Annotated in this window: 13 protein-coding genes; 10 read left to right on the plus strand and 3 right to left on the minus strand. The window is 68.2% G+C overall.

Annotation, left to right across the window (positions count from 1 at the left end):
• The first annotated feature begins 55 nt into the window (after nt 1-55).
• The 6 genes from CHC08_RS39670 to CHC08_RS39695 all read left to right on the plus strand — a co-directional run bounded on the left by CHC08_RS39670 (nt 56) and on the right by CHC08_RS39695 (nt 5,315).
• On the plus strand, nt 56-853 hold the full coding sequence (locus CHC08_RS39670; protein WP_089212538.1) for an STAS domain-containing protein: 798 nt from the start codon (nt 56-58) through the stop codon (nt 851-853).
• Nucleotides 854-1,184: 331 nt separating this feature from the next.
• Nucleotides 1,185-1,826, plus strand: a complete 642-nt coding sequence (locus tag CHC08_RS39675; RefSeq protein WP_143653545.1) for a hypothetical protein — start codon at nt 1,185-1,187, stop codon at nt 1,824-1,826.
• Between the two features lie 51 nt (nt 1,827-1,877).
• Nucleotides 1,878-2,528, plus strand: a complete 651-nt coding sequence (locus CHC08_RS39680; RefSeq protein ID WP_143653546.1) for a thymidylate synthase — start codon at nt 1,878-1,880, stop codon at nt 2,526-2,528.
• Nucleotides 2,449-3,111, plus strand: a complete 663-nt coding sequence (locus CHC08_RS39685) for an HAD-IA family hydrolase (protein WP_089212541.1) — start codon at nt 2,449-2,451, stop codon at nt 3,109-3,111. The genes CHC08_RS39680 and CHC08_RS39685 overlap by 80 nt, the downstream gene beginning before the upstream one ends.
• 294 nt (nt 3,112-3,405) lie before the next feature.
• Nucleotides 3,406-4,011, plus strand: coding sequence for a winged helix-turn-helix domain-containing protein (locus tag CHC08_RS39690; protein WP_089212542.1), 606 nt, complete (start codon nt 3,406-3,408; stop codon nt 4,009-4,011).
• Nucleotides 4,008-5,315 carry an MFS transporter gene (locus tag CHC08_RS39695; protein ID WP_089212543.1) on the plus strand — a complete coding sequence of 436 codons (1,308 nt, stop codon included), beginning with the start codon at nt 4,008-4,010 and terminating at the stop codon, nt 5,313-5,315. Before CHC08_RS39690 ends, CHC08_RS39695 begins: the two co-directional genes overlap by 4 nt.
• Before the next feature lie 133 nt (nt 5,316-5,448).
• Here the strand turns inward: CHC08_RS39695 and CHC08_RS39700 are convergent, their stop codons facing one another.
• The gene (locus CHC08_RS39700) at nt 5,449-8,112 is read right to left on the minus strand and encodes a GcvT family protein (RefSeq protein ID WP_179282485.1); all 2,664 of its coding nucleotides are present in this window, start codon (nt 8,110-8,112) and stop codon (nt 5,449-5,451) included.
• A 75-nt stretch (nt 8,113-8,187) separates the two neighbouring features.
• Between CHC08_RS39700 and CHC08_RS39705 the strand changes: the two genes are divergently transcribed.
• Nucleotides 8,188-9,141, plus strand: coding sequence for a phosphotransferase (locus CHC08_RS39705; protein ID WP_179282486.1), 954 nt, complete (start codon nt 8,188-8,190; stop codon nt 9,139-9,141).
• A complete protein-coding gene (locus tag CHC08_RS39710; RefSeq protein ID WP_089212545.1) occupies nt 9,138-10,697 on the plus strand; it encodes an amino acid permease in 1,560 nt (519 codons plus the stop codon). Before CHC08_RS39705 ends, CHC08_RS39710 begins: the two co-directional genes overlap by 4 nt.
• Before the next feature lie 34 nt (nt 10,698-10,731).
• Here CHC08_RS39710 and lipB read toward each other — a convergent pair whose 3' ends face one another.
• Nucleotides 10,732-11,370, minus strand: coding sequence for a lipoyl(octanoyl) transferase LipB (gene lipB, locus CHC08_RS39715; protein ID WP_089212546.1), 639 nt, complete (start codon nt 11,368-11,370; stop codon nt 10,732-10,734).
• 15 nt (nt 11,371-11,385) lie between these two features.
• Complete coding sequence (locus CHC08_RS39720) at nt 11,386-11,571, minus strand: PspC domain-containing protein (RefSeq protein ID WP_089212554.1); 186 nt, start codon at nt 11,569-11,571, stop codon at nt 11,386-11,388.
• Between the two features lie 229 nt (nt 11,572-11,800).
• On the opposite strand from CHC08_RS39720, the gene CHC08_RS39725 reads away from it, so the two are divergent.
• Nucleotides 11,801-13,354, plus strand: coding sequence for a M28 family peptidase (locus CHC08_RS39725; RefSeq protein WP_245878851.1), 1,554 nt, complete (start codon nt 11,801-11,803; stop codon nt 13,352-13,354).
• Nucleotides 13,355-13,438: 84 nt separating this feature from the next.
• A partial coding sequence (locus CHC08_RS39730; RefSeq protein WP_245878852.1) for a M28 family metallopeptidase occupies nt 13,439-14,748 on the plus strand: 1,310 nt, incomplete at its 3' end.

Raw genomic sequence — 14,748 nt, forward strand, 5'->3', positions numbered from 1 at the left:
CTGGTAGGACGGAGGGAACGCCCGCCCTGTGAACCGCGGGTCTAAGGAGTCTTCCATGCCACCCGAGAGTGCGAACATGCTCTCCATCTCGTCCGGTGTGCACGGGACCGCCATCGTGGTCCGGGCGACCGGAGAGCTCGACTACGACTACGCGCCGATCTTCCGGAGGGAGGTCACCCAGATCTGGGGCATGGGCGCCGACGCCTCGTCTCCGCTTCCGTCTGGGCTTCCCTCTCCGCTCTCCGGCCCATCCCCGCTCTCACTCCCGGCCGAGGCCATCTCTCCGCTCTCTCCGGAGACCTCGTCACCGTTCTCTCCCGAGGCCCCCTCTCCGCTCTCGCCATCGCCGTTCTCCCCGGAGACCCCATCACCCTTCTCGCCGGAGACGCCCTCGCCGCTCTCCCCTGAGGCTCCTTCACCGCTCTCGCCGGAGACTCCGTCACCTCTCTCCCCCGAGGCCCCCTCACCGCTCTCGCCGGAGCCCTCGCCGCAGTTCTCCCCTGAGGCTCCTTCACTGCTCTTTCCGGAGACCTCGTCGCCGCTCTCCCCTGGAACCTTCCCGCCGCAGGCTTCGCTCTTTCTCGAGACGTCGCCCGGCACGCCGCTCCAGCCGGAGACCGCTCCCTGGCTGATCCTCGACCTGGCGGGGCTCACCTTCTGCGACTCCACCGGACTTGCGGAACTGCTGTGGATCCTGCACAGGAGCCAGGAAACGGGGACTCACCTGGTTCTGACAGGGGTGACGCGGACGCTGCGCCACATGCTGGACACGACCGGGCTCCTGCCCTACTTCACCATGTACGCCTCCGTGGAGGACGCCCTGAAAGAGGTAGAGCAGATCAGAACTCCCTGAAGGGGGAGAAGATCCGGGGCGACGGAAGACGTAGACGAACGGGCGAACGGGCGAACGATGGTGCCGGTCGCCGGCGTGGAAGGGATCTCGGCAGGTCGCAGGGCCGGTAGATCAGCCACAGGGCCCATTCGTCAGGCCACCGCGGCGGAGAGAATCTTCCTCGAAGAAGTTCTGAGACGTATGTCGCTAAAACACACTCATTGGCCTGACAAGTGCGTCAATATCTTCTTACCGGGAAAATCCACTAGCCCTCGAAAGTGGGGTCCCGATGCGAAAGATGTCGCCTCGGATGACCGCGGAGTCCTTGCCTGAAAGGCTGGACGAGCTACCCGTGGAACCCAGGGAATTCCTCGCGCTCATCTCCGTGGACTTTACCGGGACCTACCAGGTCTACCTCGCGGCCAAGGATGAGCGCATCAAGATGACCCGGCTCTCCATGAGCCTGCTCGCCGCCCCGTTCGCCGCCGCGATCGCGCTGGTCAGCGCGAAGGTGGTCAGTCCGACCGCACTCACCACCTGGCACGCCGTGCCTGCGTACCTCTTCGCGACGGTCGCCGGGTTCGGAGTGCTCAACGTGCTGCCCTTCCTGCGGCTGATCGAGGCGGTCAACGCGCACATGAGGACCGCGCGGGCCCTCAACAACTTTCGCCTGCTCTACGTCGTCCAGCTCAAGGATCACTTCTCGGCCCTCGGCTGGACCCCCAACCTGCCGGTTGACCCCCGATATCCGGAAACCTACGCACCACTGGCCTGGCCCGGGATCAACGTCATGATGCTGGCCCTGGTCAACAGCTCCTACATCGCGGTCGGCGTGCTCGGCCTGATCGGAGCCGAGCCCAACGCGGCCCTGCTCACGGTGGTCATCGGGCTGCTCGCGCTGATCCACTACTTCGTCTACTACGTACGCGCCAATGTCTCCCGGCAGCGCCGACTCCCACACAATCCCTACCATTTCCCCAACGTGGAGACCTGAATGCCCGACCTCCTCAGATTCGCGTCTTGTGGGGAGACGTGGATCTGGCTGATGCGACACGTGAGAAACAACGGCGGGCCCGCCGAGGACGACCGGGGCCCGATCATCGAAGCCTCGGCGGTGCTGTTCGAGATCAACGGGCTGGCCTGGGACGATCCGGTCCTGAAATCCTACGGCGACGCGGGGAAGATCCCGCTGTACGCCAGCAAGTTCAGCGAACGGACGGTCGTGCCGCCGTTCAAGTACAGCTACGGCGGGCGGCTCCACCAGCTCCTCGGTGTCGACCAGCTCCGCTGGATCACCGATGTGCTCCGCGCCAAGCCGTACACCAAGAGTGGCTGGATCTCGCTCACCGTCCCGGGCGAATCTCCCGATGCGGTTCCCTGCCTGACCAGTCTGGCCTTCCGGCTCCGCGCCGGACGGCTGGTCATGACCGCCGCCTTCCGGTCGCAGAACGTGTTCACGGCCTACCTGAACTACGTGCCGCTGCGTAGTATCCAGAGCGAGGTCGCCGGTGACCTCGGGGTGAGCTGTGGGTCAATGAGGGTCTTCGTCGACGTTCCTCACATCTATGTCGCGGACGAGGTGACGGTCGAGAAGATTCTCCAGCTGTCGGAGCACGATGGGCTCGGCGAGGGAGAGTCAACACCAGGTCCTGCTCGTCGATCTCGACGGGACCGTGGTCGACTACGCCCAGACTGAGCGTCTGGCCCTCCACGAGATCCACCGCCGGTTCTTCCGTACCGGCCGATCCGAGTTCCTGAGACAGTTTCACGCTGCCAACGAACCGCTCTGGGCGGCCTACCGCGAGCACCGGATCACCCTTGCCGAGTTGCGGCTGGAACGCTGGGCCCGGATGGGCGCCCCGCCCCCGGTCGCCTCCGCGTTCGAGGACGCGCTGGGTCGCAACGTGACCCTCTTCTCCGAGGCCCGCGCCGCCCTGCGGCGGTTGTCACGGCGGTTCCGGCTGGCACTGGTGACCGACGGCATCGCCCACGTTCAGCGGGCCAAGCTCAGCCGCACCCGGATCGGCGGGTTCTTCGAGCACGTGGTGATCGCGCCCGAGGTGGGACTGCGCAAACCCGACGGCGAGCTGCTCCACCATGCCCTGAACCTGCTGGAGGCCAAAGCGGACGACGCCCTGATGGTCGGCGACTCACCGGTGAGCGACGGCGGCTGTGCGGAGGCCGCGGGCGTGGACTTCTGCTGGGTGAACCGGACCGGAGCGTCTCCCATCCCCGGCATCCCCGTTCATCGCACCGTCGCCGACCTCCGCACCGTATAGAACCGTCGCCATGCGGTTAAGTCACCGCACAGCGAAGTCACCGCACCGTGGAGCCGAGCCGGCGCACAGCGGAGTCCCCCGCGCCGTGGAGCCGCCCCACAGCCGAGCCGGCGCATAGCGGAGTCCCCACACAGCGGAGTCGCACTGCTAAGTCACCGCGCCGTGAAGTCGCGCTGTTGAGTCATCGCGTACTGGAGTCTCCGCACGATGCCTTCACACGGTGACGGCAACTTGCAGAGAGTTCTCTGCGGATACTCCTATGCAGAGAGTCCTCTGCAAGATATCGTCATCGTCATGACCGACGACCCCCAAGTCACCCCCGAACCGGCCAAACCAACCCGTCGCATCGATGCCCGCAGCCTGCGCGGGTTGGCGCACCCCCTGCGGGTGAGACTGCTTGAGCTGCTGCAACTCGACGGCCCCGCCACCTCCACGGGACTCTCCGAACGGCTCGGTGAGAACACCGGAACCGTCAGCTGGCACCTGCGCCACCTCGCCGAGCACGGCTTCATCGAGGAGGAGACCGGGCGGGGCACCAAACGCGAGCGCTGGTGGCGGGTGGTGAAGCAGCAGAGCGTGCTGAACACCGTCGACTTCCGCGACAACCCCGAGACCCGGGGCGCGCTCTCGGTCTACCTGCACGAACTGGTGAACCAGCAGTTCAACCGGGTCATCGACTACATCGGCGAGGACTGGGGCGACGAATGGCGCAACGTCGGCACCCTCTCTGCCTGGAGCGACCTGCGGATGACGCCGGACCAGCTCAAGGCGTTGAACGAGGAGCTGACCGCCGTCATCGAGCGCCATCTCCCGGCGCCGGGCGCCGAGCCCGATCCGGACGCGCTGCCCATCATCGTGCAGTTTCAGTCGTTCCCGCGGAAGGAACGCGACACCAGATGAGCAACAGCACGCGCGGTGGCCTGCTCCGTCGCCACCGTGATTTCCGACTGCTCTGGTGCGGTGAGACGGCCGGCAAGTTCGGCGCCTCCGTCACGGGTGTGGCGATGCCGCTGGTCGCGGTCTCCACCCTGAACGCCGGCACCTTCGAGGTCAGCCTGCTGAGCGCCGCCTCGTGGCTGCCCTGGCTGGTCATCGGCCTTCCCGTCGGCGTCTGGGTGGACAGGTTCCGCCGCAGGCCGATCATGCTCGCCGCCGCGGCCGTCTCCTTCCTGCTGTTCGTCGGTGTCCCGATCGCCGCGTGGTACGGCTGGCTGAGCATCGGCCTGCTGCTGGCCGTCACGCTGCTGGCCGGCACGGCCGCCGTGTTCTTCCAGACCGCCTACAGCGCCTATCTCCCCAGCATTCTGGAGCCCGCCGACCAGCCCGAGGGCAATGCCAAGTTGCACGGGAGCGCGTCCGCCGCGCAGATCGCCGGACTCGGGGCCGGCGGTCTGATCGCGCAGGTGGCGGGCGCGGTGAACGGGTTGTTCGCCAACGCCGCGACGTTTCTCGTGTCCCTGCTCTGCCTGTCGGGCATCCGGCACCGCGAACCACCCGTCGCCAAGGTCGAGCGTCCGCCCAGGGCGCTGGTCAGAGAGGTCGGCGAAGGCCTGCGACTGGTCGCCGGCGATCCCTGGCTCCGTACGCTGACGCTCTTCGGGTCCGCCTCCAACCTTGCGCTGGTCGGCTACCAGTCGATCCTGGTGGTCTTCCTGGTCCGAAACGTCGGCCTCGATTCCGGCGCCGTCGGCGGACTGATCGCGGCCGCCAGCACCGGTGGCATCGCCGGGGCCTTCGCCGCCCGCAGGGTCGCCGCCCGAATCGGCACCGCCCGCGCGACGCTGCTCTTCGAACTGGGTCTCCCCGTGTTCGCCCTGCTCATCCCGCTCACCGTCGGCGGCGCGGGACTGCTTCTGTACGTCGTCGGCAGCTTCTGCGTCTCCGCCGGTGTGGTGGCCGGAAACGTCATCAAGTCGAGCTTCCAGCAGGCGTACTGCCCGCCCGCCCTGTTCGGCAGGCTCACCGCGAGCGCCGCGTTCCTCAACTACGGAACGATCCCGCTCGGCGCGCTGCTGGGCGGCGCCCTCGGCACCGCCCTCGGCGTCCGCCCGGCGATGTGGATCATGACGGCGGGGGTCCCGCTGGCCGCGCTGATCCTCTACTTCTCCCCGATCCGCCGGGTCCGGGACCTACCGGCATCCCCCAGGGAAGACTCGTCGAAGGAGCCCTCGGTCCCGGCAGGCATCGAGTCCGCCTCCGTATGACCGGCGAGCACGGCCGGTTCGCAGGCGCTCCGGCCCCTCGCGGAGAGATGGGCGCGAAATCCACCCGTCGCCTCCGCCCGCCCCCTCGGATCCGAGTTTCCACAATCTTTCAGGCCCGAGCCATCTCGGCTGGTCACCCCATCATCGACAGTCGATCTGGGAGGCGCCTGATCCGTGTCGAGGACGGGTCGTAGAGGGGTTCGGCGGTGACGGTGGCGTCGACCCACGTGCCGGTGACCCCGACCTCGACGCGGTCGCCGGGAGCGGCCCCCGCCGGCAGGTAGGCGTAGGCGATCGAGCGGTCAACGCGGTGGCCGTACCCGCCGCTGGTCACCCGCGAGGCGGGTCGGCCGCCGACCCGGACCGGCTCGCCACCGAGGCAGACCTGGCGGGGATCGTCCAGAACGAGGCAGACCAGGCGCCGGCCGGACGCGTCCGTGTCCCGAGCCGTCGGGTTCGCGGCGGGCCCGGCTCCCGACGGGTCCTCGTCCGGGCCGGGAGCCGACGCGTCCCGGTCCTGAGCTGATGCGTCCCGATCCTGAGCCGCCGCGTTCACGGCGGGCGGGTCCGCGTCCAGGTCGGGAGCCGCCGCGTCCGTGGCGGGCAGATCCTGGGAGGGACGCCGGGCGGCCGCCTCCAGCGCGGCCCGGCCGAGGAAGTCCTTGTCCCCGGCCACCGCGAAGCCCAGGCCCCCCTCGTACGGGGTGGTCTCCGGGGTGATGTCCAGACCCCAGACGCGGTAGCCCTTCTCCAGGCGCATCGAGTCGATCGCGCGATATCCGGCAGGTCGCATGCCGTACGGCGTGCCCGCCTCCATGAGCGTGTCCCACAGCGTCAGCCCGTACTCCGACGGGCAGTACAGCTCCCAGCCGAACTCGCCCACGAACGTCACCCGCTGGGCCAGTACGGGGACGTTTCCGACACTGATCTCTCTGGCCTTCATGTAGCCGAAGGTCAGGTCGTCGGCGGAGACGGAGCCGAGGATGTCGAGCGCCCTCGGCCCCCAGAGGCAGTAGCAGGCGTGGGCCGAGGTGACGTCCCGGACATCGAGGCCGTGGCCGCGGAGCCAGGCGGCGTCGTGGACGCCGAAGGCGGTGCCGGTGACCAGACGGAATCGGTCCTCGGCCAGACGGGTGACGGTCAGGTCGGCCTCGATGCCGCCGCGCTCGTTCAGGAGCTGGGTGTAGACGATCGAGCCGACGGGCTTGTCGAGCTGCCCGGCGCACACCCGCTGCAACCCCGTCAGGGCCGCGGGTCCCGACACCTCCAGCTTCGAGAACGACGTCTGGTCGAACAGTCCCGCCGCGTCCCGCGTGGCCAGGCACTCCTGCCGGACCGCCGAGGACCAGATCCTGCCCGCCCACCCCTCCGGACGCGCCTCCTGCAACGGGCCCGCCTCCTGCGAGAGGCTCGCGTTGGACTCGAACCAGTTGACCCGCTCCCAGCCCGACTTCTCGCCGAAGGCGGCGCCCAGCTCCGCATGCCGTACCCACGCCGGGGAGCGGCGCAGCGGCCGGGCGGCGGTGCGCTCCTCGCCCGGGTAGACGATGTCGTAGTACTTCGAGTAGGAGTCCAGCGCCTTGGCGCGGGCCCATGAGGCAGAGCGGGCATGGCCGCCGAATCGGCGCAGGTCCATGCCGAACACGTCGTACTCGGGCGAGCCGTCCACGATCCACTCGGCCATGACCTTGCCCACGCCGCCCGCCGCCGCCAGCCCGTGGACGCAGAATCCCGCCGCCGCCCACAGGCCGCGGACCATGGTCTCGCCCAGCAGGAACTCGCCGTCCGGGGTGAACGCCTCCGGCCCGTGGACGACCTTCGCGATCGCGGCCTCGCCCAGCGAGGGGACCCTCCGCACCGCCGACTCCCACGATTCCTGAAATTTCGGCATATCAGCGGGGAACAGCGTCCGGGGTTCCTCCAGCGGATGGGCCGTGTCCCAGATCTCCGGCGTCCGGATGTATCCCCCGACCAGGATCCCGCCGGCCTCTTCCCGGAAATAGACGATGTTGTCCGGGTCCCGGACCGTGGGCGTCGATGTGGGAACGTCGAACGATTCGGTGACGACATACTGATGCTTGATCGGCACGACTGGGATGTCCACCCCGGCCAGCCTCCCGACCCGTCCGCTGGCGGCCCCCGCCGCGATGACCACGGTCCCGGCCTGGACCGTCCACTCCTCGGCTCCCGAAGCGGTCGAAGCGGTCGAAGCGTCCGTCGACGCGAGGCGCACCCCGGAGATCTCGCCGCCCGCCACGTCGAGCCCCACCACGCGAACCCCGGTGAAGATCCGTACGCCCAACCTCGAAGCCCCGGCCGCGAGCGCCCTGGCCAGCAGCGCCGGATCAAGCCAGCCGTCGCCGGGCAGCCAGAGCGCGGCACGCACGTCGCCGGTGTCGAGCAGCGGGAGCATCTCCCTCGCCTCCGCGCCGGAGAGCACCTCCAGACCCAGGCCGTAGGTCTCCCCGGCCCCGGCCAGCCGCAGCGACTCCTCCACCCGTTCGGGCGTGGTCGCCAGGCGGAGCCCACCGACTCCGTGCCAGCCGGGGTCCAATCCGGTCAGGTCGGCGAGCTCGGGATAGAGACCGGCCGAATACATAATCATTTTGGTCTGGGTGACGGTCGAGCGGAGCTGGCCCACGAATCCGGCCGAGTGCCAGGTGGTCCCCTCGGTGAGCTCGTGCTGCTCGACCAGGATCACCTCGGTCCAGCCGAGCCGTGCCAGATGGTAGGCCACGCTGCACCCGGCCACCCCACCACCGATCACGACCGCTCGCGCGGAGTTGGGAAGTTTCAAGGCCGGCAACCCCTCTGTAACAACCTGTACTCAGAATCTGATCAATGGTACGAAGGTAGGCCAAAGGAGTGCCGTATGCCAGATGCTCTCGCTGACGTCCGAAAATGGGCCGGACAGCCCATAACCGAGACGCCGATCAAAGGTGGGCTCAGCCACCGGATCGCCCGGCTGGACGCAGCCGACGGACAGCGATGGCTGCTGCGAGTGCTCGATCCACGGGTCTCCGAGGCGGGTCTCGGCATCCCCCTCGACCAGGAGATCGCCAACACGCTGCGCGCGGCCGACGCGGGGGTCGGCCCGAGGGTGCTGCACCGGATGCCCGACGCCCTGCTGCTGGAGTATCTCGACGGGACCACGCTGGACGCGCACACCGTGCGGACGCTCACCGGTCCCATCGCGGCCGCCTGCCGCCGCCTGCACGCCGGCCCCAGGTTCGTCAACGACTTCTCCATCTTCGGCAAGCTCGACCAGTTCCTCGCGCTCTGTCATACCCACGAGCTTCCGAAACCCGAGGGTTACGAGGACCTGCTGCCGGTGGTGGCCGACATCGAGCGCGCGCTGGCCGCCGATCCGCTGCCGACGGTGCCGTGCCACAACGACCTGCTGCCGGGAAACCTCATCCTGTGCGGCACGGAGATCAGGATCGTCGACTACCAGCTCTCCGGGAACAACGACCCGGCCTTCGAGCTGGGCGACATCGCCGCGGAGGCGGACTACGACCCCGACCTGACCCTGCGTCTGGCACGCGCCTACTTCGGCCGGGACGAGTCGCGGCTGACCTCCAGGGTCCGGCTCAACCTGATCATGTCCAACCTGACCTGGACGCTCTGGTTCGCCGTGCACCACGGACTGCTGAAGGAGCAGGCGGCCGACGCCGACTTCGACTACGACGCCGAGGCGGCCGACAAGTTCGAGCAAGCCGTGCGAGACCTCGACGACCCGGAGTTCGGGCGGCTCATCGATGACGTCCGAGGTTCTCGCCCCGGATCTCCCCACCCCCCGCACCACCATGCAAGGAGGCTTGAATGACCAAGCCAACATCGGTCGACGAGGACGCGAAGCGGCTCGCTGAGCTCGGTTACAAACAGGAACTCTCCAGAACCTGGAGCGGCTTCTCCAACTTCGCCATCTCCTTCTCGATCATCTCCATCCTGGCGGGGTGCTTCACCACCTTCGGCCAGGCCTGGAACAACGGCGGTCCCGTCGCCATCTCGTGGGGCTGGCCGCTGATCTCCATCTTCATTCTGATCATCGGTCTCTGCATGTCGGAGCTGGTGTCGGCCTATCCGACCGCCGGCGGCATCTACTGGTGGGCCGCCAAGATGGGCAAGCCGATCCACGGCTGGTTCACCGGGTGGTTCAACCTCATCGGCCTGATCGCGGTCACGGCCTCGGTCGACTACGGCTGCGCGACCTTCCTGAACATCACCCTCAACCGGTTCTTCCCCGGCTGGGACCCCACCCTGACCAACGCGTTCATCCTCTTCGCGGTCATCCTCGTACTGCACGGCCTGATCAACGTCTTCTCCCACCGGCTGATCGCGACGCTGCAGAACGTCTCGGTGTGGTGGCACGTGTTCGGCGCGGCGGTGGTCGTGCTGATCCTGGTCTTCGGTCCCGACTCGCACCAGTCGATGTCGTTCGTCTTCACCGAGACGATCAACAACTCCGGCTTCTCCGACTCGTCCTACTGGTTCTACGTGCTGCCGCTCGGCTTCCTGCTGACCCAGTACACGATCACCGGGTTCGACGCGTGCGCGCACGTGTCGGAGGAGACCCAGGGCGCCTCCACCGCCGCCGCCAGGGGACTGTGGCAGTCGATCTTCTACTCGGCGATCGGCGGCTGGGTCCTGCTGCTGGCCTTCCTGTTCGCGGCCACCGACGTGGACGCGATCAACGGCGCGGGCGGCTTCGTCGGCGCCATCTTCGACAGCGCGCTCCCCGGCAACCTGGCCACGGCGATCTTCGCGATCTCCACCATCGGCCAGTTCTTCTGCGGGATGAGCTGCGTGACCTCGATGTCCAGGATGACGTACGCGTTCTCCCGGGACGGCGCGATCCCCGGCTGGCGCCTGTGGTCGAGGGTGGACGCCAACCGGACCCCCGTCAACGCGATCATCTTCGGCTGCGTGGCCGCGCTGGTCCTCACCCTGCCCGCGTTGTACGAGGCCCCCGGTGGCTTGCCGCTGGCCTTCTACGCGGTCGTGTCGGTGGCGGTCATCGGCCTCTACATCGCCTTCGCGATCCCGATCTGGCTCCGGCTGCGGATGGGAGATCGGTTCCAGCCGGGACCCTGGACGCTGGGGTCGAAGTACAAGGTCATGTGCTGGATCGCCATCGTCGAGATCGTCATCGTCTCGATCTACTTCATCATGCCGCTGGTCCCGGCCGCCGTGCCGTTCAGCTCCGAGTTCACCTGGACCGCGGTCAACTACGCGCCGATCGTGGTCGGCGCGATGGTGCTGGCCGTGGGCCTGTGGTGGGCGCTGTCGGCCAAGCACTGGTTCACCGGCCCGCGCCGTACGGTCGACGCGTCCGATCCGGTCGCTCCGGCGGACCTGGGCGGCAAGGAGACGATCGGCTGACCAAATCCGGTCGCCCGGAAGGCCGGGAGACCGGTCAGCTCGCCTCGAAGGCCTCCGCCACCGCCGCCCGGACCCGATCCATGGCGGCGGTGGCCGGCGCCTCCCGCCCCATGGAGGTCATGTCGACTTCGGGCATGCCGCAGGCCACCGCCCAGTCCCACGGGGTCAGGTCGCCGTCGACGTTGAGGGCGAACCCGTGGCTGGTCACGCTGCGGCTCTGCCGCATGCCGATCGAGATGATCTTCCGGCCCGTCTCCTTCGTCCACACGCCCGTGAGCAGCTCGGAGCCGGGCGGGGTGTCACGGCGTTCGGCCGGGACACCCAGCGCGTCGAGCGCGCTGACGAGCCTGAGCTCGACCTCGCGGACGTAGTCGACGATCCCCTCGTCCTCGCCGAGCTTGACGATCAGGTATCCGACCAGCTGGCCGGGACCGTGATAGGTGAGCTGGCCGCCCCGGCCCGTGCTCAGGACGGGGATGCCGTGGGACGGGTCGGGCAGGTGCTGCTCCAGCGTGCGCCTGCCGACCGTGTAGACCTGCGGATGGCTGAGCAGCCAGAGCGTGTCGGAGCGCTCGTCGCGCTGCCGCTCGCCGACCAGCTCCGCCATCCGCTCCATGGCCTTCTCGTAGTCGACCAGGTCGTCCTGGATCAGGGACAGGGGTCGTTGCCTCATGCCATCAGCTTATTTTCAGTATCGGGCTGCGGGCGCCTTGGGGACGAAGATCCACATTAGGACGTAGGCCACCCAGAGCGGTCCCGGGATGAGCGAGAGCAGCAGCCACAACACCCGGACGACCGTGGGCGACCAGCCGAGGCTGTCCGCGATCCCGCCGCAGACGCCGGCGATTATCTTGTGGTTTCTTGAACGGTGCACGTTGCCTCTCCCCGAATCGATGTTCTTCATCCGATCCAACGGATGGAGGAGATGCTCCCGTTCCCTCCGTATCCCTGAGAAAACCCTGACAGGGTTGAGATCGCGACCATTTACCGCAACTCGGGGTCAGAACATCTATACAGAACACCTATACGGAGACGGTTACTGCCTGTACGTTCCGCTTTGTACCTGTAGGGATTTCTCCCTGCGTTCCATCCCAAGGAGCGTTATGCGCCTGACGTTACGACGCAGCATGGTCCGGACCGCCGCCCTGGTCACGGCCGTCGCCCTCCCCCTCGCCTTCTCCCCTCCGGCGAGTGCCACCACCATCGACGTCACGGACGTCCTGGCGAATGCCTTCGCCACCCAGATCAAGGGTTCGAACGTCAAGAAGCACCTGGACCGTTTCCAGGAAATAGCGAACGCCAACGGCGGCAACCGCGCGGCGGGCACGCCCGGCCACGCGGCCTCCCTCGCCTACGTGCAGGACAAGCTCCGCAAGGCGGGCTACAAGACCTCCACGACCAACGTCGAGTTCCCGCTCAACTGGGAAGAGCTCAGCCCCTCGGTGCTGCAGCAGACGGCCCCCGAGGTGAAGACCTACGCCAACCCGGCCGACTACGTGACCGTGATCTCCTCCGGTTCGGGTGACGTCACGGCGCAGGTCCAGGGCGTCGATCTGATCATCCCGCCGCCGCCGGCCCCCAACACCTCCACCTCCGGCTGCGAGACCGCCGACTTCGCCGGGTTCGTTCCGGGCCGGATCGCGCTGCTCCAGCGCGGCACCTGCCCGTTCGTCGACAAGGCCACCAACGCCAAGGCGGCCGGCGCGAGCGGTGTGATCTTCTTCAACGAAGGTCAGCCGGGCCGTACCGACCCGCTCCTGTTCGACATCTCCGAGTGGCGCTTCGGCTTCCCGATCGTGATGGCGAGCACCACCGTCGGCCTGGACCTGGCCGACAGCCCGAACACGAGCGTGCACCTGAAGGTGGACGCCAAGACCACGGTCGGCCAGAGCAAGAACCTCATCGCCGAATCCCGATGGGGCAAGTCGGACCAGGTCGTCATGGCCGGCGCCCACCTGGACAGCGTTCCCGAGGGTCCCGGTATCAACGACAACGCCTCCGGCAGCGCCGCCATCCTGGAGACCGCGCTCAAGCTGGCCAACGTGCCCACCAAGAACAGGCTGCGCTTCGCCTGGTGGAGCGCGGAGGAGCTGGGCCTGCTCGGCTCCGACCAGTACGTCGCGGGTCTCTCCGCCGCCGAGCGGAAAAAGATCCGGGTCTACATGAACTTCGACATGATCGCCTCGCCGAACGACGTCACCTTCCTCTATGACGGTGACGACTCCGACGCCGAGGGCGCGGGCCCCGGCCCGGCGGGCTCCGCCCAGATCGAGAAGCGTCTCGAGAAGTTCTACGGCAAGCGTCACCTGCCCTTCAAGGGCACCGACTTCGACGGCCGCTCCGACTACGGCGCCTTCATCGCGAACGGCATCCCGTCGGGCGGCATCTTCACCGGCGCCGAGGGCGTCAAGACCGCCGAGGAGGCCGCCATCTGGGGCGGTACGGCGGACGCCCCCTACGACCCCTGCTACCACGCCGACTGCGACGGCATCACCAACATCAACGCCGCCGCGCTCGACCGCAACTCCAAGGCCATCGGCTACGCCACCGCGTACTTCGCCTACGACCTTTCCTCCATCCCCGCCCCCGCCGCGACGACCCTCTCCAAGCTCGCCGCGAAGCCTGCCGCGCAGGCGCCCGAGGACGCGGCCATCTAAGCGCACCACCACGCTGTACGGCGCGCATCCCCGCAAGGGATGCGCGCCGCTTCGGGGACCCCCCACCCTCCCAACCCGAGGAGCATGATGCGCAGTCCGAAGGCCATGGGCATGGCAGTGATCCTGGCCATCCCCCTGGCACTCACCGCACCGACAACGGCCGCGTCGGCAGCCGTCCCACCGGACATCTCGCTGACCGCCGTGAAAGCACACCTGACCCAGCTGCAGTCCATCGCCACCGCCAACGGCGGTAACCGCGCTCATGGCCGGCCGGGGCACCTGGCCTCGGCCAACTACGTCAAGGGCCTGCTGGACGGCGCCGGGTTCACCACCACCCTCCAGCCGTTCACCTACAGCGGCGCGACCGGCTACAACGTCATCGCCGACTGGCCGGGCGGCGACCCGAACGACATCCTCATGGTCGGCGGACACCTCGACAGCGTGACCGCGGGGCCGGGCATCAACGACAACGGCTCCGGCAGCGCCGCCATTTTGGAGACCGCGCTCGAGGTCTCCCGCCAGGCGCTGGCACCCACCAAGCACCTCCGTTTCGCCTGGTGGGGAGCCGAGGAGCTGGGCCTGCGCGGCTCCCAGTACTACGTCAACAACCTCCCCTCCTCCGAGCGGACGAAGATCAAGGGCTACCTGAACTTCGACATGGTCGGCTCGCCCAACCCCGGCTACTTCCTCTACGACGGGGACAACTCCGACGGCACCGGCTCGGGTCCCGGCCCGGCGGGCTCGGCGCAGCTGGAGGCGACGCTCCAGGCCTACTTCGCCTCGATCGGCGTGCCCACCCGGGGCACCGACTTCGACGGGCGCTCCGACTACGGGCCGTTCATCAGCGTGGGAATCCCTGCGGGCGGCACCTTCACCGGCGCGGAGGGCATCAAGTCCAGCGCCCAGGCGACCCTCTGGGGCGGTACGGCGGGGCAGGCGTTCGACGCCTGCTACCACCGGGCGTGCGACACCACGGCGAACATCAACGACACCGCGCTCAACCGCAACGCCGACGCGATCGCCAACGCGGTGTGGACGATCGCCACGGGCACCCCGCCCACCCCGCCGACGACGGTCTACTCCGACACCTTCGAGACGGCGACCGGCTGGACGACCAACCCCGGCGCCACCGACACCGCCACGCTCGGCCAGTGGGAGCGCGGTGACCCGGAGGCCACCACCTCCGGTGGTGCCAAGCAGCTCGGCACCACCGTCAGCGGCTCCAACGACCTGGTCACCGGACGACTGGCGGGCGCGGCCGCCGGCGACTACGACCTCGACGGCGGCACAACCAGCGTCCGCTCACCCGCGATCACCCTGCCGAGCGGAACGCTGAATTTGTCGTTCTCCTGGTATCTCGCGCACGGCTCCAACGCCTCCAGCGCCGACTTCCT

The organism is Streptosporangium subroseum (assembly GCF_900188345.1).
Taxonomy (GTDB): Bacteria; Actinomycetota; Actinomycetes; order Streptosporangiales; family Streptosporangiaceae; genus Streptosporangium; species Streptosporangium subroseum.

What these genes read in the sequence shown, in the direction of transcription:
- CHC08_RS39685 (WP_089212541.1), top strand. Translation starts at nt 2,449, where the DNA reads ATGGGCTCGGCGAGGGAGAGTCAACACCAGGTCCTGCTCGTCGATCTC.
- CHC08_RS39690 (WP_089212542.1), top strand. Translation starts at nt 3,406, where the DNA reads ATGACCGACGACCCCCAAGTCACCCCCGAACCGGCCAAACCAACCCGT.
- CHC08_RS39670 (WP_089212538.1), top strand. Translation starts at nt 56, where the DNA reads ATGCCACCCGAGAGTGCGAACATGCTCTCCATCTCGTCCGGTGTGCAC.
- CHC08_RS39680 (WP_143653546.1), top strand. Translation starts at nt 1,878, where the DNA reads ATGCGACACGTGAGAAACAACGGCGGGCCCGCCGAGGACGACCGGGGC.
- CHC08_RS39705 (WP_179282486.1), top strand. Translation starts at nt 8,188, where the DNA reads ATGCCAGATGCTCTCGCTGACGTCCGAAAATGGGCCGGACAGCCCATA.
- lipB (WP_089212546.1), bottom strand. Translation starts at nt 11,370, where the DNA reads ATGAGGCAACGACCCCTGTCCCTGATCCAGGACGACCTGGTCGACTAC.
- CHC08_RS39695 (WP_089212543.1), top strand. Translation starts at nt 4,008, where the DNA reads ATGAGCAACAGCACGCGCGGTGGCCTGCTCCGTCGCCACCGTGATTTC.
- CHC08_RS39710 (WP_089212545.1), top strand. Translation starts at nt 9,138, where the DNA reads ATGACCAAGCCAACATCGGTCGACGAGGACGCGAAGCGGCTCGCTGAG.
- CHC08_RS39725 (WP_245878851.1), top strand. Translation starts at nt 11,801, where the DNA reads ATGCGCCTGACGTTACGACGCAGCATGGTCCGGACCGCCGCCCTGGTC.